Annotated in this window: 17 protein-coding genes; 12 read left to right on the plus strand and 5 right to left on the minus strand. The window is 61.2% G+C overall.

Features of this window, described 5'->3' with window-relative positions; all coding sequences use genetic code 11:
- The first annotated feature begins 1549 nt into the window (after positions 1-1549).
- The 8 genes from QRN59_RS10715 (at position 1550) to QRN59_RS10750 (ending at position 8383) form a co-directional block, all read left to right on the plus strand.
- On the plus strand, positions 1550-2341 hold the full coding sequence (locus tag QRN59_RS10715; RefSeq protein ID WP_502871047.1) for an amino acid ABC transporter ATP-binding protein: 792 nt from the start codon (positions 1550-1552) through the stop codon (positions 2339-2341).
- A gap of 1 nt (position 2342) precedes the next feature.
- On the plus strand, positions 2343-2987 hold the full coding sequence (locus tag QRN59_RS10720; RefSeq protein WP_284982510.1) for an amino acid ABC transporter permease: 645 nt from the start codon (positions 2343-2345) through the stop codon (positions 2985-2987).
- Positions 2984-3640, plus strand: a complete 657-nt coding sequence (locus tag QRN59_RS10725; protein ID WP_284982511.1) for an amino acid ABC transporter permease — start codon at positions 2984-2986, stop codon at positions 3638-3640. The genes QRN59_RS10720 and QRN59_RS10725 overlap by 4 nt, the downstream gene beginning before the upstream one ends.
- Before the next feature lie 44 nt (positions 3641-3684).
- On the plus strand, positions 3685-4554 hold the full coding sequence (locus QRN59_RS10730; RefSeq protein ID WP_284982512.1) for a substrate-binding periplasmic protein: 870 nt from the start codon (positions 3685-3687) through the stop codon (positions 4552-4554).
- 168 nt (positions 4555-4722) lie between these two features.
- On the plus strand, positions 4723-5748 hold the full coding sequence (locus QRN59_RS10735; protein WP_284982513.1) for an ornithine cyclodeaminase family protein: 1026 nt from the start codon (positions 4723-4725) through the stop codon (positions 5746-5748).
- A 36-nt stretch (positions 5749-5784) separates the two neighbouring features.
- The gene (locus QRN59_RS10740; RefSeq protein ID WP_284982514.1) at positions 5785-6468 is read left to right on the plus strand and encodes a GntR family transcriptional regulator; all 684 of its coding nucleotides are present in this window, start codon (positions 5785-5787) and stop codon (positions 6466-6468) included.
- Positions 6469-6503: 35 nt separating this feature from the next.
- Positions 6504-7508, plus strand: a complete 1005-nt coding sequence (locus QRN59_RS10745) for a proline racemase family protein (RefSeq protein WP_284982515.1) — start codon at positions 6504-6506, stop codon at positions 7506-7508.
- Between the two features lie 173 nt (positions 7509-7681).
- Positions 7682-8383 (plus strand): GntR family transcriptional regulator, encoded by a 702-nt coding sequence (locus QRN59_RS10750; protein WP_284982516.1) that lies wholly within the window; start codon positions 7682-7684, stop codon positions 8381-8383.
- 123 nt (positions 8384-8506) lie between these two features.
- Here QRN59_RS10750 and QRN59_RS10755 read toward each other — a convergent pair whose 3' ends face one another.
- Positions 8507-9427 (minus strand): aldehyde dehydrogenase family protein, encoded by a 921-nt coding sequence (locus tag QRN59_RS10755; RefSeq protein ID WP_284982517.1) that lies wholly within the window; start codon positions 9425-9427, stop codon positions 8507-8509.
- A 309-nt stretch (positions 9428-9736) separates the two neighbouring features.
- Complete coding sequence (locus QRN59_RS10760) at positions 9737-11419, minus strand: thiamine pyrophosphate-dependent enzyme (RefSeq protein ID WP_284982538.1); 1683 nt, start codon at positions 11417-11419, stop codon at positions 9737-9739.
- 378 nt (positions 11420-11797) lie between these two features.
- Here QRN59_RS10760 and QRN59_RS10765 point away from each other — a divergent pair, with 378 nt between their 5' ends.
- Positions 11798-12709, plus strand: a complete 912-nt coding sequence (locus QRN59_RS10765) for a LysR family transcriptional regulator (protein WP_284982518.1) — start codon at positions 11798-11800, stop codon at positions 12707-12709.
- 76 nt (positions 12710-12785) lie between these two features.
- Here the strand turns inward: QRN59_RS10765 and QRN59_RS10770 are convergent, their stop codons facing one another.
- Positions 12786-13019: a hypothetical protein gene (locus QRN59_RS10770; RefSeq protein ID WP_284982519.1), complete on the minus strand. Its 234-nt coding sequence runs from the start codon at positions 13017-13019 to the stop codon at positions 12786-12788.
- Positions 13020-13332: 313 nt separating this feature from the next.
- On the opposite strand from QRN59_RS10770, the gene QRN59_RS10775 reads away from it, so the two are divergent.
- Both QRN59_RS10775 and QRN59_RS10780 read left to right on the plus strand, forming a co-directional pair.
- Complete coding sequence (locus QRN59_RS10775; RefSeq protein ID WP_284982520.1) at positions 13333-16911, plus strand: proline dehydrogenase family protein; 3579 nt, start codon at positions 13333-13335, stop codon at positions 16909-16911.
- A 480-nt stretch (positions 16912-17391) separates the two neighbouring features.
- On the plus strand, positions 17392-17553 hold the full coding sequence (locus QRN59_RS10780; RefSeq protein WP_284982521.1) for a hypothetical protein: 162 nt from the start codon (positions 17392-17394) through the stop codon (positions 17551-17553).
- Between the two features lie 291 nt (positions 17554-17844).
- Here QRN59_RS10780 and QRN59_RS10785 read toward each other — a convergent pair whose 3' ends face one another.
- Positions 17845-18024 carry a hypothetical protein gene (locus QRN59_RS10785; protein WP_284982522.1) on the minus strand — a complete coding sequence of 60 codons (180 nt, stop codon included), beginning with the start codon at positions 18022-18024 and terminating at the stop codon, positions 17845-17847.
- A 371-nt stretch (positions 18025-18395) separates the two neighbouring features.
- Here QRN59_RS10785 and QRN59_RS10790 point away from each other — a divergent pair, with 371 nt between their 5' ends.
- The gene (locus QRN59_RS10790) at positions 18396-18953 is read left to right on the plus strand and encodes a CGNR zinc finger domain-containing protein (protein ID WP_284982523.1); all 558 of its coding nucleotides are present in this window, start codon (positions 18396-18398) and stop codon (positions 18951-18953) included.
- Between the two features lie 184 nt (positions 18954-19137).
- Here the strand turns inward: QRN59_RS10790 and QRN59_RS10795 are convergent, their stop codons facing one another.
- Positions 19138-20079, minus strand: coding sequence for a LysR substrate-binding domain-containing protein (locus tag QRN59_RS10795; RefSeq protein ID WP_284982524.1), 942 nt, complete (start codon positions 20077-20079; stop codon positions 19138-19140).
- Positions 20080-20082: the final 3 nt, after the last annotated feature.

Genomic DNA, 20082 nt, shown 5'->3' on the forward strand with positions numbered 1-20082 from the left:
AACCGGCGGACAGATCACAGGGAAGACAGCACCCGCAGGCACGTCAGTTTTCAAGTGGGTCACACCGGTTCAAGACCAATTCCAGTATTACCGTTTCCAAGGCCCGGAATGCGGTTCGAGTCCCACCTCGGGCACGCATGACCCCTCGTCAGAGGGGTTTTTGCGTTAATGTGTGGACATTGACCCTCCGTGGGTCCCTCTGACGCAGTCCGCGGTTTGTGCCTGGCGCCGCGGTGGCCTGTTCGGTTGTGTGGGTGGCGGGTTCAGGGTCCTGGCTGGTGGGCCTTCCGCCTGCTGGAATCTAGGGTGTGTGCCGTCCTTTCTGGCTGTTTCGGTGGACGGGTGTTGCCCCTCACTCATTCATGGACGCGGGTCATGGTGACGACATGGCGAAGCGGAATTCTCTTCGACGATCTTCCTCGGATGGCTGCTTCTGGGGGCCAGGCCGCGTCCCCTCGTCCGTGTTTGTCCGGCCAAAGGGGGTGTGTAGATTGTGCACACTTTTGTGCACGGGCGGCTTTTGGGCCTTCATTTTGGCCCCTTTCCGTTGCCTCTTCCAGCAGTTCTCTGTTGCAGACGGCGTGACTTTGCGGCCCAGGCCATGGGTGTCGTAGTACGTTTCGGGTTCAGCGGGAATGTCTCAGGAGGTGTCTGTGGCCGGCGCGCGATCCGTCGAGAGAGTGCAGGTGTGTGGGATCCGGACTCTTCTTCCGGGGCCGGTCCAGGTTGGCTGGTCCGTAAGACCTGTCGACCGCGAGCGTCAATGCCAGCCAGGTCATGGACGTCGGTTCAACGACCGTGGTCTCCAGTGCCCGAACTGCGGCCAGCCGCTGTGAAAGACGCTCCAAACCTGCAAGGGGCGGGTCGACGGTGAAACGGCTCAGATGCTCGGTTCCGTCATCGAAAAATTCGCGCAAGCGATGTGGTGCTGTGCCGTGGTCGCGGCGTGGATACCGGCCACAGCCGGCACAAGGACGGCGGGTTTATCCCCTGAGAAGAGGTCGGGAGTTCGAATCTCTTAGCTCCACAGTGAAGGCCCATTGACCTGCGGGGACGCTGGGTTGGGGGTTTGCTTGTCTGATTTGTGGCTCACCCGACGTTTTGGGATGAAAACTCGTGGAAGACGATGGTGATCTTTCACGACTCTTCAACGTGGCGGTAACGCCCGACGACCGAGTCCGAACGTGTCCGCAAAAATGGCGGGGCCGACCGAGAGGCCGACCTAGTGGGCGGAACCACCAAGTCGCGGCCATCCGACGGCCCCGGCATTCTGGGTCTCGGTCACGGTCACGACGCAAACGATGCGTTCCTTGAAGGCCAGGGTGATGACTGGCCCCCTTCTTGGCGTTTGGCTCGCCGTTCTTGACCCACGCCAAGAACCAGGCAAAGCGGGATTGCGGACCGCGAGGACTCTCCCCACCCGAAGGCAAATTTCCGAACGATAAGTCTTGACACAAGGAGCCTCGTAGCATGTACTATTTTACATAGCATGTGACACCGACCACACCGGGTCGATAGTCTTCGATTCTCAACGGAAGATCACGGATAAATGGCTATGACTTTTCCAGCCACGACAGGCGGAACGCAGACTTCCCGCCTGGGTATCAATTTGGACCATATTTCCAAGAAGTATGGGGACCATGTGGTCCTCGATGACGTTTCCCTGCACGTCGAGCCAGGCACGGTGACTGCTCTCATTGGCCCCTCGGGTGCCGGTAAGAGCACCTTCCTGCGCTGCATCAACCTGCTCGAACGCCCGGACTCGGGGACTATTAGGGTTGCCGGCCACACGATCGAACCTGGCAAGAGTGTCAGCAGTCGCGATCTGTCGGCACTTCGGCGTTCGGTGGGGATGGTCTTCCAGTCCTTCAACTTGTTTCCACACATGACTGCATTGAAGAACATCAGCTACCCGCAACAGCGGATCCTTGGACGCAGCCGGCAGGAGGCCGATGCCCGTTCGTTGCAACTTCTGGAGCGGGTGGGCCTGGCTGAGAAGGCCGGCCAGCACCCGGGCAGGTGTTCAGGCGGACAGCAGCAGCGCATAGCGATCGCTCGTGCCTTGGCGCTGGATCCAAGCATCATGCTTTTCGATGAGCCCACGTCGGCGTTGGACCCAGAGGTTGGCCTGGAGGTTCTGGCTGTCATGAGGGAACTCGCAGCCGATGGCATGACCATGGTGGTCGTGACCCACGAGATGCAGTTCGCGCTCGACGTTTCCGACACGTTGGTGGTCATGGCTGATTGCAAGATCATCGAAAAAGGCGATCCGAAGGCGATCATGAGCGATCCGCAGGAGCAGCGGACACGCCGTTTCCTCCGCGCAGTCCTGGAGCGCTGACATGGATGCCCTCTTTGCTGTCCTTCAGGGCCTGCCGCTCACAGTCGTATTGACCGCCTCATCGTTTGCCATCGGCTTGGTCGGAGCGGTTCCGGTTGCCCTGGGGTTGAATTCCCACAATGTTGTTCTACGCATGAGCTGCAGGCTCGTTGTGGACCTGATCCGCGGTGTGCCGATCATAGTCTGGCTCTTCCTGCTCAAGTTCGGTATCCACATCGGAACTTTCAAGTTCAACCCCATCAATGCGGCCATCATTGGTCTGGGTGTGGTCTCCATCGCCTATCTTGCGGAGATCTACCGCGGCGGGCTCCAGACCGTTCCACGGGGACAGTTTGAGGCCGCTGATGCCCTCGGCTTGCCCAATCGGGCTTCCTTGGTTGGTGTCATCGCTCCGCAGGCCTTCCGTATTGTCTCCCCTTCGATTGCGACGTACCTTGTGGGCCTCTTCAAGGACTCGTCCATCGCCTCGACCATCATCGTCGCTGAGCTGGTCTTCCAATCGCAGTCCTTCGCTCGTCAGCACCCCACGGGGGAAGGAATCCTGCCGTACATCATTGTCGGTGCCCTCTATATCGTGCTGAGCCTCCCGGTGGCCTATGCATCCCGCCGACTCGACTCCCGCATGAGGAAGGCTGTCTTCGCATGAGCTGGTTCACGGATTGGGCAGCTTATCTGCCGCAGATGCTGGTTGGACTGCGGATGAGCTTGTACATCGCGTTCGTCTCGGTTGTCCTCGGCTATCCCCTTGGGCTGGTCTTGGGCCTCACGGTTAATTCCAAAAATTTCGCCGCACGGGCAATCAGTCTGGCAATCGTCGAAATTGGCCGCGGCGCCCCCGCGCTGGTCATCCTTTACATCTTCTATTACGGACTTCCCAAGTTTGGAATCTCCATGGAGGCCGTCACGGCAGCCTGCGTCGGCCTGGTGTGGAATGCCGCCGCGTACGCCAGCGAAATCATGCGGGCGGGTTTCCAGTCAGTGGACCGGGGACAGCTTGAGGCCTCCAACGCGCTCGGACTGTCCCGACGAGACACCTTCGTCCGGATCATCATGCCGCAGGGAATCCGCTCGGCCATCCCGGGACTCATGGGCTTGGCGATCCAGATGTTCCAGGGAACGTCGCTGGCCTTCGCCATTACAGTGCCCGAACTGATGAAAGCCGCGGACGAAATCGGCGGCAGGAACTTCAACTACCTGGAAACCTTCATGCTGGCCGGGCTTTGCTATGCCGCCATCACACTGCCCGCGACCTGGATCACCGTTTTCTTCGAAAAGCGGATGAAACGCGCATACGCCTGATCACCCAACACATTCCAACGCATCGAATCCCCGAGAGGAACCCCATGAACACCCACCGACTCAAGACCATCGGCGCTCTATCGGCCGCCGCCATGACGGTCGCAGTGAGCATCACCGCCTGTGGAGGCCCCACGTCCGCAAGCAACGCCAGCTGCACCCCCAAACACAGCGGCATCCAGACTGTCACTCCCGGAAAGCTGACCGTCGGTGTCATCGACATTCCGCCGTACAGCAGCTACAACAGCGGCAACCCGACAGGCGTTGACATCTCCATCGTCAGCAAGATTGCCAAGGACGAGTGCCTCGCGGTCTCATTCGAGCAGGCAAGCTACGCCGACGCGATCCAGTCCATTGGCGGGAACAGCATCGACCTGGCCGTCGGCAGCATCGCCGTGACCGCGACACGCGAGAAGGTAGTCGACTTCTCTGCCTCCATCTATGTGGAAAGCATGGGCGTCACTACAAGGATTGGCGCGACGACGGTGGCCGAGGTCGAAAAGGCAGGTGGCAAGGTCGGCACCGTCGAAGGTTACAACGAGATCGCGGACCTGAAGAAGATTTTCGGCGACCGCTTGATCACCTACCCGAGCAGCGTGGAACTCAAGGCTGATTTCGATAACGGCCGTCTCGTGGCCAGTTTCGATGCGTACGGCGTGTCAGCCACCGAGTACAAAGGAGTCGACGGAGTCACGGTCGCCCTCGGGACCGCAAAGCCGGACCCGCGCATTTCCGCCCTGACCCGTCCGCCCGAGGATGGATTCCCGCTGACCAAGGACAACACTAGCCTCAAGCAGGCACTCGATGACGGCATCACGTCGCAGCACCAGGACGGCACCATCGGCAAGCTATTGACCGGAGCTGGTCTCACGGACGCCCTCGGCAACGTGTCCAAGACGCAGTACGTATCTCCTTAACCCGTCCGACCCGCCAGGCTGTTCGGCGCGTTCGCAACCGCGCCGAACGGCCTAGCATAAAATGTTACATCTTACTTAATACACATCTGTGCTGAAGGAAGCCTCCTAACAGCCGGCAGGACAGGACCTGTCCCCAGCCGCACAGCCGCAAAAACTCCAAGGAGACCCATGAGCAGCCATCAAATCCAAGCTGCTGTCCCATATTCACCCAGGCCAAACACTGGCCTGCCTCCGGCTCCTGGCCCTGTCGTTCCTTCGTTTCGACACTTCAACGCCGCGGATGTCAGGGCCGCCGTTCCATGGGAGAAGGCGATCTCGGCTTTGGAGCTGGCTCTCTTATCCGACGTCGACCCGGAACTGGACGACGCACGCCTCTTCAGTCCTGCGCCAGAGGGGGAGTTCCTTCTGATGCCTTCCTCGAACCGGTCCTATTGTGGCGTGAAAGCCTTGACGGTCGCCCCCATGAATCCCCAGCGGGGGCTGGAAAAGATCCAGGGGGTGTACATCCTGTTCGATTCCGTGACATTGGCCCCTTTGGCGACGTTCGATGGCACTGAAATCACCGCCATCCGCACCCCCGCCGTTACGCTGCTGGCCCTGAAATACATCGTCAACGCCACACCGGAGGGCCAAACCTTCCCTGATGCGCCACGCATCCTCGTGTTCGGTGCCGGGGTGCAGGCGCTCAACCACATTCGCGCGGCAAAACACATCTTCAAAGACGCCACTTTCGTCGTCGTCGGCAGGCGTCCCGAACGCGTAGCCGCGCTTGTACAAGAACTCGCCCATGAACGCATTGTGGTGACGGCGGGCAGCGACGCCGACGTGCCGGAATCCGATATCATCATCTGCGCAACCACTGCGACGGAGCCGTTGTTCGGTGGCGATAAGCCGAAGGCCGGAGCCATCATCGCAACGGTTGGCCAACACGGTCTCGGGGTGCGCGAGGTCGATTCCACGCTTGTGCTGCGCAGCGACGTCGTGGTTGAAGGCCGGGAGTCCGCCTGGCGGGAGGCCGGAGACCTCATCCCCGCACGCAGCGTTGAGGAATGGCAACGGATCCATCCGCACAATCTTCGCGAGCTTGTGCGGGGCGAGCTGCAAAGGACGCCGGGGAAGACCTGCCTCTACAACGGAGTGGGGATGTCCTGGCAGGATCTTGTCACTGCGGCTGTGGTGTATGAAGGAAGCTAGTAAGGAATGAGCCTCGCAGCCCAAGGAGTCCGTGTCATGTCAGTCAATGAAAATCTTCCGATCGCCCGACTGGGGCAGCGGCAGAGCCTGCGCGAATCAGTCACTGAGTCGCTGCGGGCCGCCATCATCTCCGGTGGTCTTAAGGAAGGAGCCCTGTACTCGGCACCCACCCTTGGCGCGGCGCTCGGCGTCTCCGCTACTCCTGTGCGCGAAGCCATGATGGATCTCGCACACGAAGGGCTGGTGGAAGCACTGAAGAACAAGGGATTCCGGATCACCCGGATGACCCAACAAGAACTCGCCGAAATAATCCAGATCCGCCTCCTGATCGAACCACCGATCGTCGGCGAGCTGGCGGGAAGAATACCAGCCGAGGGCTACCCGCAGCTACGGGTTCTTGCCGACCGGATCCTGGCCGCAGCCAAGGACGGCGACCTGTCCGAGTTTCTGGCAGCCGACCGCGAGTTCCACGCCGAGATCCTCAGGTACTCGGGGAACGGGCGGCTCGTGGAACTCGCCACAAGCCTGCGCACCAGCACCCGCCTCTACGGGATCAAGGCCTTGAGCGACTCCAACCGGCTGGTGCCATCCGCCCGCGAGCACCACGAGATCCTTGACCTCCTCGAAGACGGTGATAGCGCTGCAGCCGAGGAACTCATGCGCCGGCACATAAGCCATGCCCGGGGCCTCTGGGCGACAGGCGAAGAAAACACCCCTTAGGGACCAAAGTCCCCCGACCCAAAACGGAACCTCACATGGATAGCTACACCGCAGTTGACTACCACACGGCCGGCGAACCGTTTCGCATCGTTACTGCTCCCTTCGAGCTCCCCGGCGACACGGTAGCCGCGCGCCTGGCCAAGGCGACCAACGATCCGCAGGCACAACTCCTGCGCCGCATCCTTTGCCACGAACCGCGCGGCCATGCCGACATGTACGGCGGCTTTGTCGTCCCTGCCGACGATGAGGACGCCCACTTCGGTGTCCTGTTCTGGCACAAAGACGGCTTCGCCACCGCCTGCGGACACGGCACCATCGCGCTGGGTACCTGGGCCGTCGAAAGCGGCCTGGTCACGGCCGATCCCGACGGCGTCACGGAAGTTGTCATCGATGTCCCGTCTGGTCGCGTCAAAGCACTGGTGCGCTGCGCGGAGGGCAAAGTTGTCAATGTCGACTTCGTCAACGTCCCAAGCTATGCGGTAGCTCTTGATGTGGCGATCGAAACCTCCGTCGGCCCGCTCAGCGTCGACGTCGGTTATGGCGGCGCCATCTACGGTCACGTCAAGGCCGCCGATCTCGGGCTTTCGGTCACCCCGTCGAACCTGAACCGCCTCATTGAACTAGGCCGGGAAATCAAGGCGATTCTCAACGACAGCCCGTACTCCAAACACGAGGACGATAAGCTGAGCGGCATCTACGGAACCATCTTCTTCGAGGAGCAGGAAGGCAACGCGCAGGCCCTGAGTCAAAAGAGCGTGACAATCTTCGCAGATGGCCAGGTGGACCGATCTCCATGTGGTTCCGGTACGGCTTCACGCGTTGCCGTGCTCTCGGCACGTGGCCGGCTTGAAGGTGGGCGTGCCCTGCACAACACATCCATCGTGGGTGCGACCTTCATCGGCAAGGTATCCGAACGTTCGCAGACCGGCGGGTCGGAGCAGGTCATTCCCACCGTCACCGGAACCTCGTACATCACCGGCCGCCACGAGTTCATCCTCGACGAGCGCGACGAGCTGGGCGCCGGATTCGTCCTTCGCTAGAACCACGTAGATTGAGGATACACTGTAGGGTATTATGCCCAACAATGGCTTTTTCTTTGTCGGGACCGGGATTGTTCCCGGAGGAAACCGGGTGCGGGTAGTTCATATGTTCTACTGCGCTTTAGGTAGGGGCTTTGATACCTTAGATGAACCCCCGATATGAAAGGTGAGCCATGGCTGCGTTGACTTGGGACGAAGGCAACGATCAGGACGTCCGCAAACAAAGCTTCCGTGAGCAGGCCGTCCGGATCATCAGATCCCAGATTGTCTCGGGACGCCTGGAACCTGGAGCCATGTACTCGATCGGAGCGATTGCCGAACGGCTCAAGGTGTCTATTACTCCGGTGCGGGAGGCCCTTCATGATCTCGCCAAGGAGGGGCTTGTTGAAATCCGGAGAAACCGCGGTTTCGTCGTGCGGCAGCCCACGGATCAGGAACTCGATGACATTGTGCAGATCCGCACGATGCTTGAAGTGTCCTCTGTCCGCGAGATCACGGAGCGGTCGCTCATCGCTGACTATCAACCGTTGCGGCGTCTCTCCCGCAGGACGGCCGCATTTGCCGCCGCGGGTGAGTGGGAAGAGTTCGTTGAAAGCGATCGGGAGTTTCACTTGTCCGTGCTCTCCGCCCTGGGCAATGAGAAGTTGCTGGACATCATCGGAACGCTTCGGGATCAAAGCCGCCTGACCGGGCTGGACCAGCTGGCGGGGACCAGCGTCCTCGAGAATTCGACCAGAGAGCATGAGTTGCTTCTGGATGCCATGCAGGACAAGGAGCCCGAGAGGGCCGCGGAGATCATGACCAATCACCTTCGTCACGTTCGGGGGGTCTGGGCAGGTCAGAAAGAAGAACCGGGGAACCAGACGACGTCGTGAACCGGTGACCTTCTCAGGTCACCTTGCTCTGGAACTCAGGGACACGCGGGAAGGGGAGGGAACCGGAGTGTCCGGTTCCCTCCCCTTCCGCTTTATCGCCGCTAACGAGACTGGGTGGAGATACTATTCCGCGTAGGGGTCGGCGATGGCGATGGACTGGGTAGCGGTGTACTCGGAGATGCCTTCGGAGCCGCCCTCGCGGCCCAGACCGGATTGCTTGACGCCGCCGAAGGGTGCGGCGGCATTGGAGATCACGCCGGCATTGAAGCCGACCATGCCGTATTCAATCTGCTCCGCTACACCGAGCAGGCGGTTATGATCCCGTGTGTAAACGTAGGCGGCCAGCCCATATTCGGTCGCGTTGGCCAGGCGTATTGCGTGGTCCTCGGTGCTGAAAGTGGTGATGGGCGCGACGGGCTCGAAGATTTCCTTGGTGAGGATTTCCGCATCATTCAGCACATCCGCGAGCACGGTGGGCGTATAGAAATAGCCTTCTCCCTCAAGCGGCGCCCCTCCGGTCACCACTCTGGCCCCGCTGCTGATCGCTTCCGTGACGAGTCCGTGGACGTCCTCGCGGGCTTCGCCGTCAATGAGCGGCCCGACCGTCGACTCCGGGTCGGTGCCGCGGCCCGGTTTCAGCATGGACCTCGCCCCAGCGAATTTTGCGGTGAACTCCTCAACGACCGACTCCTCCACAAGGAACCGGTTTCTGAAAGTGGCTTGCCCATCTCCAAGGTCATCAAAAAGCGCGAAGTCTTCGGTCCATTGGACGATGATGTCGAATGTCCGGCGCAGAACTTCTGCGCGCTCTCTTGGTCCCGTGCGAGCCCAGGACGCCTGGACCGCGTCGGCCGCATCGAGGGCTGCCAGGGCATCGTCGCTTGTTGCGTCGGCAATCTCAAGCAAGGTATTGCCCGTAGCGGGATCCTCGACGGCGAACCTCGCGCCACCGCTGGCTTCCCGCCACTGTCCGTTGATCAGGAGGCCCGTGGGGACGTCGAGCAGCGTTTGGCGTTCATGGTCCAGGGTATTGGTTTCAGTCATGTTGGGTTCCTAGTTTTCCAGAGCGTCGGTTATTTGGTCCGGCATTCTCTCGGATGATCAGGATCCCCTCCCGGGCATCGAATGCACGCCTGCCGCCGGGGCCGTCAATCCATACGACCAAGGAGTCGCATGTCTTCAAATCCACGGTTGCTTGGTATCGCCTTTGCCCGGGCTCTGTGACGGAGACTTCGTCGCCGATGTCCAAATGCGTCCAGTCCTGCAGCAAGTCGTTCATGTTTTCCACAGCGCACCTTTCACATAAGGAAAGCCGGGTTTTCCGGCCGCTAACGCCGAGTGAGTCACGGGGTACTAATAAGCCTTGACGCGTTGTTCGACCACCATGTGGATCAGCGCGAAAGCACCGTTCTCGTCAATTGCCCGGAGTGCGGCTTCCAAGGCTGCCGGAACGGCGGAGTCATGTTCAACCCTGATGCCAAAGCCACCGAAGGCCCGGGCCATGAGTGCGAAATCAGGGTTTTTCAATTGGGTGCCCGAGACGCGGTGGGGATAGTGGCGTTCCTGATGGGTGCGGATCGTCCCATATTCCTGGTTGTCCATGACAATCACCAACGGTGTGGCGCCATACTGGGCGGCGGTTGCCAGTTCCTGGCCGTTCATGAGGAATTCGCCGTCCCCGGCTATCGTGACGACGCGGCGGCCCGGGTTTGCCAGCGATGCGGCAATCGCGGAAGGAATGGAATAACCCATGGAACCATTGCGTGCACTGATCATCGAGGCGTAAAGGCGGGTCGGGAAGTACCGGTGTGCCCAGTTGGTATGCTCGCCGGCGCCGAATGTCACCATGGCGTCCCGGGGCAGTCCCGGAACAAGGTTTGCCATCAAGGTGTCCATGCGCGCCGGCCCGGCCGTCGGCGTAGCGGAAGGAAGTCCGGCAAAGGACTCCTGCTCTGCGCGCATCCGCCCGGACCACGCCCGCCATTCGTCCTTCACGGGCAGGTCGATGGCCGCAAGGTCCCTAACGAAGACGTCCGGTTTGGCGACGATCTGGTAGGACACCGGTCCGGAGCGGCCCCGCAGAGACGGGTCGATGGTGACCAGGAAGTTCTTCTTGCTCCAGTCCTGCCTGCAGAGGAACCCGTCCGTGATGACATCCCCGGGAACAGTGCCGACGAAAACGAGAAGATCGGTTTCCTCAAGCAGGTCATAGGTTGGGCGCGGCCTGCCATAGCCGATCGGCCCCACGTAGGATGGCGAATCGAACGGCACCGTACCTTGGGTCCGCCATTCGGCCGCCGCGGGAATGTGGTGCTGTTCCAGCCAGCGGGTGAGCTGGTCGGCGCCTTCCTGAGTCCAGTCGTTTCCGCCCGTGACGAACAGTGGCGACGACGAGGCGGCCAGTGCTGCGCGCAGCGCTTCGGCATCCGCTGCTGTCATGCCGCCGGTTGCCACGGGAATAGGGGGATGGATCGTCACCGGAACCGCCTGCCGCAGAACGTCTTCCGGGAGCCCCACGACGACGGGTCCGGGGCGTCCATTCATCGCGGCGAACATGGCTTCTGCGACGATCTCCGAGGCCCTTTCGGCGTGGTCCAGGATCATTACCCGCTTGGCGCCGGTGTTAAACCAGGCCTTGACGTCGAATTCCTGGAACGCCTCCCTGTCCCGATGGGCGAAAGGAATCAAACCTACGAACAAGACCATCGGGGTCGAATCCTGCCAGGCCGTGTGCAAACCGACATGGGCGTTCGCTGCCCCGGGTCCACGGGTGACCATGGCGATGCCGGGGATCTGGTTCAATTTCCCATCCGCCTCGGCCATGTACGCGGCCCCACCTTCATGGCGGCAGACGACAGTCTCGATGGGGGATTCATGGAGCCCATCGAGCACGTCGAGGAAGCTTTCACCCGGAACAACAAATGCCCGGGTCACTCCGTGGGCTGCCAGGGTGTCCACAATCAAGTGCCCGGCGGACGTTGTGGTGGATCGCTCCGGAACCTGGGCCCCTGAGGGATCAAGGGCCGCGGCATTCAGGGCAGGGCAAGGGGCCGGAACCGAAGTGGTGGTCAGGTCCGGCGCCGTGGAGTGACTCAATGTGTTTCCTATCAACGTGTCTGGGCGGTCGTGCGTCAGTGTCCGGGCTGGTCCCGGGGAGCCGTCCAGGCGGTTCGAAAGTAGAAGGTGATGTCTAAGGCCTCGCGGAGCTGCGCCCCCCGATTCTCATGGTCACGGCGACCCTGTCGGTCCATTGCCAGAGACGACTCCACTGAATAGTATGTAATACCTTACCTGGAATAGGCAAGACTGGATTGGCTTGAGAATGGTTGTGCGGGTGGATGCGCCATGCATTGCCGTTGATGACGCCCGATGTCAGCTACGCGGCCGCGGCCGGAGAGTGGAACAGGAGAATCTATGCTCGAGATTCGTCGATTGCGGCTTCTGCGTGAGTTGGGAATTCGGGGGACACTCGCTGAAGTGGCCGAGGCGCTGGCGTACAGCCCTTCGACAGTTTCGCAGCAGCTCGCGCTGTTGGAAAAGGAAGCCGGCGTCGAACTCTTGCGCAAGGTGGGCCGCCGCGTTGCCCTGACTCCGCAAGCTTTGGTCCTGATTGAACACACCGATGTACTGCTTGATGCACTCGAACGGGCTGAGGCGGCGCTGGCCGCCAGCCAAAGGCAGGTCAGCGGCACGGTGCGGCTTGCCGTGTTTCAGACGGCGACGCTGGCGTTGATGCCGACAACCCTGCGCACCCTGGGGGAGTTGTATCCGGACCTGCGGGTTGAAATGGTTCAGCATGAGCCCGAGACGGCGCTGCACGAGATGTGGGCGCGCGACTTCGACGTCGTCGTCGCTGAACAGTATCCGGGGCACGCGGCACCTCACTACCCGGGCTTGGACAGGGAACATCTGATGGTGGACACCATCCGCTTGGCCGTTCCACCGCCGGAAGTGGCATCGGGCTTTGCGGCTATTATGCAGCTCTCCGACGCTGCGAAGGTTCCCTGGGTCATGGAACCCCATGGTGCGGCCTCGCGGCACTGGGCTGAGCAAATGTGCCGTTCGGCAGGCTTCGAGCCCGACGTCCGTTATGAGACCGCAGACTTGCAGGCCCACGTCCGTCTGGTCGAGACGGGGAACGCGGTCGCCCTGTTGCCGGATCTCGTCTGGGTCGGAAGACCGGCAAGGGCCCGTTTGCTTGAACTGGCGGGCGCCCCGCAGCGTACCCTGTTCACTTCGATGCGACAGGCAAGCGCAGGGCATCCGGTGCTGCGTGCCGTGCGCGGGGCGCTTGGAGAGACTGCTAGGTCGCTGCTGTCCGCCTAGCTGGTCAGGACCCACGCAGTGCCCAATTGCTTGGGAATTCGAATTGGGTCCGCGCCGGGGCTGGGATGCCTAGGTCCTATCGGATGTCGGGGTCGACGTCGACGAAGCTGGGCAGCGGCTCCCGGAAGGGAAGCCAGGTCACGGCCCTGCCACCAATGGTCGGCATCCACTTGCCTTCAAAGACGAGGACCTGGACCGCGTCCTGGCCGGCGGGTGACCATAGTCCCGACCTCGGGCAACGGCGCCCGGTCTCCAACTGGCATTCACCGGCACCTATCGAAGCTTGCCGCTCCCGCTCTCTGCGTTTCATACCCCCATTCTAGCCGTAGGGCGTAATACCTTACTATACTCTGATCGGATTTTTTTCCATATTTTCTTGCCATCTCTTGTGATACCTTCCCCATGCAGACCATAGTAAGGCGTTTCGCGGGCCGCGAGAGCATACATTCGTTATTTCGATCAATATCGTGTGGAAAACATCGCTATTCCTTATCGGGCGATCAGTCCCATACTGGGTCACAGGCCAACCTGAGCTGCGAACCTCGGCGATCCGGGGTGGCCGGCAAACATTCATCGCGACGGCGCGATTGCTGAGCGATGTGAGTTCACATTTAGGAGTACACATGACCAAGTCCACCCGTGCCGACGTTCAGCTCGTCCGGCCCCAAGAACTCGCCGACGACGTCGTCGCCCTGGTCCGCCACTGGCTGGCCGAGGGCGCCAAGATACCCGTGGATGCCTCGGCGGCCCAGCTGGCAGGCGTCCTGAAGGATCCCAATGGCCTGGACTTCACTGTCGGATTTGTCGATGGCGTGGTTCGCCCGGAAGACCTGTCGGTGGCGGCCCGGAACCTGAAGAGCATAGCCCCCAAGGTTCCATCGTTCCTGCCGTGGTACATGAAGTCCGCCGTCGCACTTGGAGGTTCCCTTGCTCCCCTGATGCCGGGCGTTGTCATTCCGGTTGCCCGCAAGGTACTGAGGGAAATGGTTGGCCACCTGATTGTCGATGCAACCGACGAGAAACTCGGGCGGTCCATTGCCAAGGTCAAGAAAGACGGCATCCGCCTCAACGTGAACCTGCTCGGCGAGGCGATCCTCGGCGAAGGCGAGGCATCGCGCAGGTTGGAGGGAACCCGGAAACTGCTGGCACGCTCTGATGTCGACTACGTCTCTATCAAGGTCTCCTCGACCGTCGCGCCGCACAACCACTGGGCCTTCGATGAGGCCGTGGGCCATATCGTCGAAAAGCTCGCCCCGCTGTATCGGCTTGCCGCCAACTCGAAACCGCAAAAGTTCATCAACCTCGACATGGAGGAGTACAAGGACCTTGACCTGACAATCGCAGTCTTCACCCGCCTGCTCGAACGGCCGGAATTCCACAAGTTGGAGGCCGGCATCGTCCTGCAGGCCTACCTGCCGGACGCACTCTCCGCCATGATCGGGCTGCAAAAGTGGGCAGCGGCGCGCACCGCGGGCGGTGGCGCCCCGATCAAAGTCCGCGTCGTCAAGGGCGCCAACCTTCCCATGGAAATCGTGGATGCCGACCTGCATGGATGGCCGCTGGCCACCTGGGGAACGAAGCTGGATTCGGACACGTCCTACAAAGCAGTCCTGGATTACTCCGTGACCCGGGAACGCGTGGCAAACGTACGCATCGGCGTTGCGGGACACAACCTCTTTGACGTGGCACTGGCACACCTGCTCGCCAAAGCCCGCGGAATCACGTCCGGCCTCGAATTCGAAATGCTGCTCGGCATGGCGACCGGCCAGGCCGAAGCCGTCAAACGCGACGTCAAATCCTTACTGCTGTACACACCGGTAGTGCACCCGAGCGAGTTCGACGTCGCCATCGCGTACCTGATCCGCCGACTCGAAGAAGGAGCCAGCCAGGAAAACTTCATGTCAGCCGTCTTCGAGCTGGACAAGAACGAAGCCCTGTTCGAGCGCGAAAAGCAGCGGTTCCTTGCATCCCTGACCGCCCTGACGGACCGGGTTCCCGGACCGAACCGGAACCAGGATCGCACCCGCTTCAGTGCCGAGGCCACACTCGAAGAGGAAACCGGGCGCGCATCATTGGAAATGGGAGGCATCGGCCATGGGGGTCCCACGGCGAGCTTCGCCAACACCCCGGACACCGACCCCGATCTGCCAGCAAACCGGGCATGGGGCCGAGCCATCCTCGAGCGCGTACCCACTTCGGTCCTCGGGCAGGCCACGGCGGACACCTTCGAACTGCACACCGAAGAGGCTCTGGAGAATGTCGTCACGACCGCAGTTGCCCATGGCATCCAATGGGGTGCCCTGAGCGGTGCGGAACGGGCAGCAGTGCTCCACCGGGCCGGAGTGCGATTGGAAGCCCGTCGCGCAGAACTCCTGGAAGTCATGGCCTCCGAATGCGGCAAGACCCTGGACCAAGGGGACCCGGAAGTTTCCGAAGCGATTGACTTCGCCCATTACTACGCGGAACTTGCGAAGGAACTGGATAATGTCGACGGTGCCGAATTCATCCCGTCCAAGCTCACGGTAGTCACCCCGCCCTGGAACTTCCCGGTGGCCATCCCCGCCGGCTCCGCTCTCGCGGCCCTTGCCGCAGGCTCATCGGTCGTCATCAAACCGGCTCGGCAGGCCCGCCGTTCCGGCGCCGTCATGGTTGAAGCCCTCTGGGAAGCCTTCGACGAATCGGGCATCGACCGTGATGTCCTGCAGTACGTGCAGGTCTCCAAACGGGAACTCGGAACGAAACTCGTTTCCCACCCGGCCGTGGACCGGCTCATCCTCACCGGTGGATACGAGACTGCCGAATTGTTCCGTTCCTTCCGCAAAGACCTGCCCTTGCTGGCCGAAACCAGCGGCAAGAACGCCATCATCGTCACCCCGAGTGCGGACCTGGACCTTGCCGCGCGGGATGTTGTCCAGTCCGCCTTTGGCCACGCCGGCCAGAAGTGCTCAGCGTCTTCCCTCGTAGTTCTTGTCGGCTCCGTGGCCAAGTCCCGCCGGTTCAACCAGCAGCTGATCGATGCCGCCCGCTCCCTCAAGGTTGGCTACCCGGTGGACCCACAAACCCAGATGGGGCCCATCATCGAACCGGCAAACGGCAAACTGCTTCGTGGTCTCACCACCCTGAGCCCCGGAGAACAGTGGGTACTTGAACCCCGCAAGCTTGATGACACCGGCCAGCTCTGGAGCCCGGGTGTGCGCGCAGGCGTAAGTCGCGGCAGCGAGTACCACAAGACGGAATACTTCGGTCCAATTCTGGGCATCATGACCGCCGAAACCCTCGAAGAAGCTGTCAACATCGTCAACGACATCGATTACGGACTGACGTCCGGTCTGCACTCTCTGGATCCCGCCGAGCTCAAATACTGGCTGGAGAACATCCGGGCCGGAAATCTCTACATCAACCGTGGGATCACCGGCGCAATCGTACGCCGACAGCCGTTCGGCGGATGGAAGAAGTCGGCAGTTGGCGCCGGAACCAAGGCCGGTGGCCCGAATTATCTAGTGGGACTCGGTTCCTGGAAAGATGCACCCGTCCACGAAGCCGCGGCATCACCCTTGTCCTCGAACGCCGAGCAGGTTCTTGCCGCAGCCAGGAAGCTCACAACCTCCGGCGTGATCACAACTTGGGACACAGCGTGGCTGGAAGCTGCTCTCCGTTCGGATGCCGAAGTTTGGCGGTCGGACTTTGGCGTCGCACGAGACGTCTCCGGACTCCAAGCCGAACGGAACGTCTTCCGCTACAAGCCGGTGCCAGTCACTATCCGCTTCGAAAGAGGAACGTCCGGGCACGGGCTGGCGGAGCTGCTCCGCGTTGCGTCGGCCGGTGTGACGGCCTGGAACGGCAATGTGCCGCAAAATTCCCTCATAGTCAGCAGCAGCCAGCCCCTGCCTGAGGCGGCTAGAGGAATCCTGCGCAGCTCCGGCGTCGTGGTCGTTACCGAAACCGAGCGGGCTTGGTCCGAACGTGTCGCAACGTATGCGGCGAAGACCGGACCGGACGCGGGAGTACGAGTCCGGTTGATCGGGGCATCCGTCAGGACTGCGGCCGAGGCAGCCGATGGCAAGCCGGATGTAGCACTCTATGCGAACAACGTCGTCTCCGCCGGCCGCGTGGAACTGCTCACCTTTGTCCAGGAGCAGGCCGTCTCCATCACGGCACATCGGTTCGGCACCCGGAACCATTTGTCTGACGCGCTCGTCTAAGGCATACCCATAAGCCGGCGCGTGCACGGTGAAAACCAGGAATCAACGGTGGCAGCCGTGCACGGGCCGACTTGGCGTCGAACGAAACAAACAACCGGACGCACCGGAAGTGTCATGATCAGCGACAGCCTTTATCAGCTAACGATGCGGTTCACCTAAAAACACTCCAAACACCGGCCTCTGAGGAGCCCACCGATGACATCTAGGATCAGACCTCTGGCAAGAAGCCTAAAGACTGGCCTCATCAGTCTGACTGCCGCGACCGGGAGCCACTGCCCCGTCAGCGGGACATGGACACTGCAGGACGATCACTCCGAGAAGAAGGCTCTCAGCGAAGGCTCAGTGATGCCGCCATATGACGGCAGAACCGTCATATGGACCTACACCGGCCAAGTCTAGGGGAAGAGGCCGCCCGCGACCGCTTCTGGTGGCCAACCAAAATCAGCCTCCCAATTCCGCAAACTGCCACGGAAGATCGCAATGTTCCGCCTCTACTTCGCTCTCACGCTGTTGTTGGTAGCAGCCGGCATCTTCTGCATCATCAAGGCAGAGTCAACACTATTTTGGGCATCGGGACTCATACTGGTGACGATCGGCGCCGGCGCGTTCTCGGCAGGAATCATGGCCCGTGTGAATCAGTAGAGCGAACTACGTTTGCCTTCCGATTGATGGCCGGTCTTGAGGATGAGACGTGCATTTGCATTGAATTTGTGCCCCAAGGCGCCCATTCATGTGTGGCGCAGTCGGATTAGCGCCTTTTGGATGTCTGCGGAGAGCAGAGGGTTTGCCGGTTCGTTTCCAGGGGCTGTTCCTCCGCCCAGCCTCCATAGCCATACGGTCGTCCGCCAGCGATGCTGCGTTCACCAAGCGGCGGAAACTTGGTGAAAGCTGAAACGGCAGTGGTCTGGTCGATGCCCTTGGCATGAGGGATGATCACGCCGTCAGCTCCGAAATCGAGTTCCTGTTGGACGACTCCTGCGCCGGTCCCAGAACCTTTGCGAAAACTTCCAATCCAAGTCCTTTGAGCAGCGGGATGTGCCGTTCCAGCGTGGCCAGATCAAATATTCCGTTCTCGACATCGAGGACTACGAAGTCGAATCCTTGTCCCGCCACGATCTCGGCTGTAGGGACGCTGCTATCGATGAGCCAGAAACCCAGTTGGGCGATGACGGTTCAATCAAGATGTTCCTCACATTGAACCCCATGAAATGCACTAAGCGTGCTGTGGCTGGAATGTCGTTGCCATCCGTGCGCGATCTCCCGCTGAGAATTAGAGGTCATCGACCAGTGCGGTCGGTGACGTTACCATGTAAAATAGTACATGTTGCGACGCGCTTTTCGCCCAGTCCTCGAAGTTGACTCATAGCTTCGGCAGTATCCATAGAACTTCGAATGCAGTAGCAGGATCGCGGAGGACGACTTGTGGCTCTGGCACCCTGATCCCGCCGATGAGGCGCCGCCCAGTCGAAAGCAAGGATGTCTGCATGGTCTTCACTTCTGAGACGGCCGAGGCGCTCGAAGCCGCCATCGCGCTGGCCAACAGCGCCCTAAAGCCGGACGCCCTCACCACGGTGCAGGCATACATGGACTTCTGCCAGCGTATTGGCTGTACCGCCAAGTTAATGGGTACACGCGCCGAGCTCGAAGCAGTCCGAGCGATCCGGCCTCGGCTTCACGAACTGCTTAGCGCGGAGCGCGACGATGCGGTGGACCTGGTCAACGGCATCCTCGCTGAAGTCCGTGCCCATCCCCGGCTAGTCCGAAACGATGCACTCGATTGGCACATCCGCGCCGTCGCGGACGACGACTCGATGGCCAGCCGGATCCTCGTCGGGACAGCGATGGCAACGATAGACCTAATCCTTGCCGACGAGATGGGCCGGATGGGCGTGTGCAACGCCATGGACTGCGCCAGGCTTTTCCTAGACTCATCGCGCAACCGTTCGCGCCGCTACTGCTCAACCGCCTGTGCCAACAGGGCGGACGTAGCTGCCTACCGCGCTCGTCGGGGACCGCGGCCGTTGAAGGACGGCGCACCGTGATTAACCGGGAGAGAGGCGACCCACGCTCGGGCATACGATTGAAGGGATGCATCCCTCTCAATCTGGCAGGTGGCCAAGGTGCCGCCGACCGATATCGCAGAACGGTGCATCACAGCGTCGCCCTCTTGGTTCGTATCACTCACGCCCTCGAAAAAAGATGCTTTGGTCGGCTTATGTCTCACGTCTAAAGTCTCGCGGCTAGACGGGCAGCAATGGTGTCAGCGGCCTGCGTGGAGGCTGTATGCAGCGCGTCCATGGCGGCTGTTACAGCAGGATGGTGCGACGTCCCGGCGCGGACGCTACCGATGATGTCTTTGTAGCCGCCGTCTGGGAGTGTGTGTAAGCCGACCGTCGGGAGGGTTTCGACCCATAGCAGGTCGGGCAGGAACCCGACAGCATGCCCTCCTCGTACAAGCCTTTCATGAACGACCATGTCGGGGGATTCGAAGCGAACCTTCGGCATGAATCCAGCTGCGCCGCAGATCCTGTCTGCCCACTCTCGTGCCGGGCTGCCTGCCGGCTCCATCACCCAAACGGCGTCCGCTAGGTCTTCGACTCTCTGGGCGTCGGACAGTGGCAGGCCAGCGGGCGGGACCGCGAGCCGCATCGTGTCTCGGTGCAGCACGGTTTGTTTCACGGCAGTTGAACGCGCGGGCGGTTGGCCAGCGAACAACTCGGCGAAAACGAGATCGAACTCCCCAACCTGCAGGCGTGAGAGAGCCGGACCGGGGTCGGCTTGCACTAGTTCGAGGTTCAGCCGGGGATGATTATCGCGAAGAATGGTCAGTAAGTTCGGCATGAGTGCCACTATGACAGTTTGGAAAGTTGCGATTCGGAAGGTCCCCGCTATTTCCCCCGCGGCCCCTGCCAGGTCGGCATCCGCCTGATCTAGCTGCTCAAGGATCGACTCGACGTGCTGCACGAGAATATCGGCCTCCGGCGTGAGCCGTACGCGCCTGCCGTCGGGTTCGAGCAGGGAGACGCCGACCTCGCTTTCGAGGACTTTGAGTTGCTGTGAAACGGATGAGTGGCTGTACGACATGGCGGCTGCGACCGCACTAATTGTGCCCCGATGCGCCAGTTCTCGCAGCAACCGCAGGCGGTGAAGATCAAATTGACGGGCCACCCA

Source organism: Arthrobacter sp. efr-133-TYG-118 (assembly GCF_030209755.1).
Taxonomy (GTDB): Bacteria; Actinomycetota; Actinomycetes; order Actinomycetales; family Micrococcaceae; genus Arthrobacter.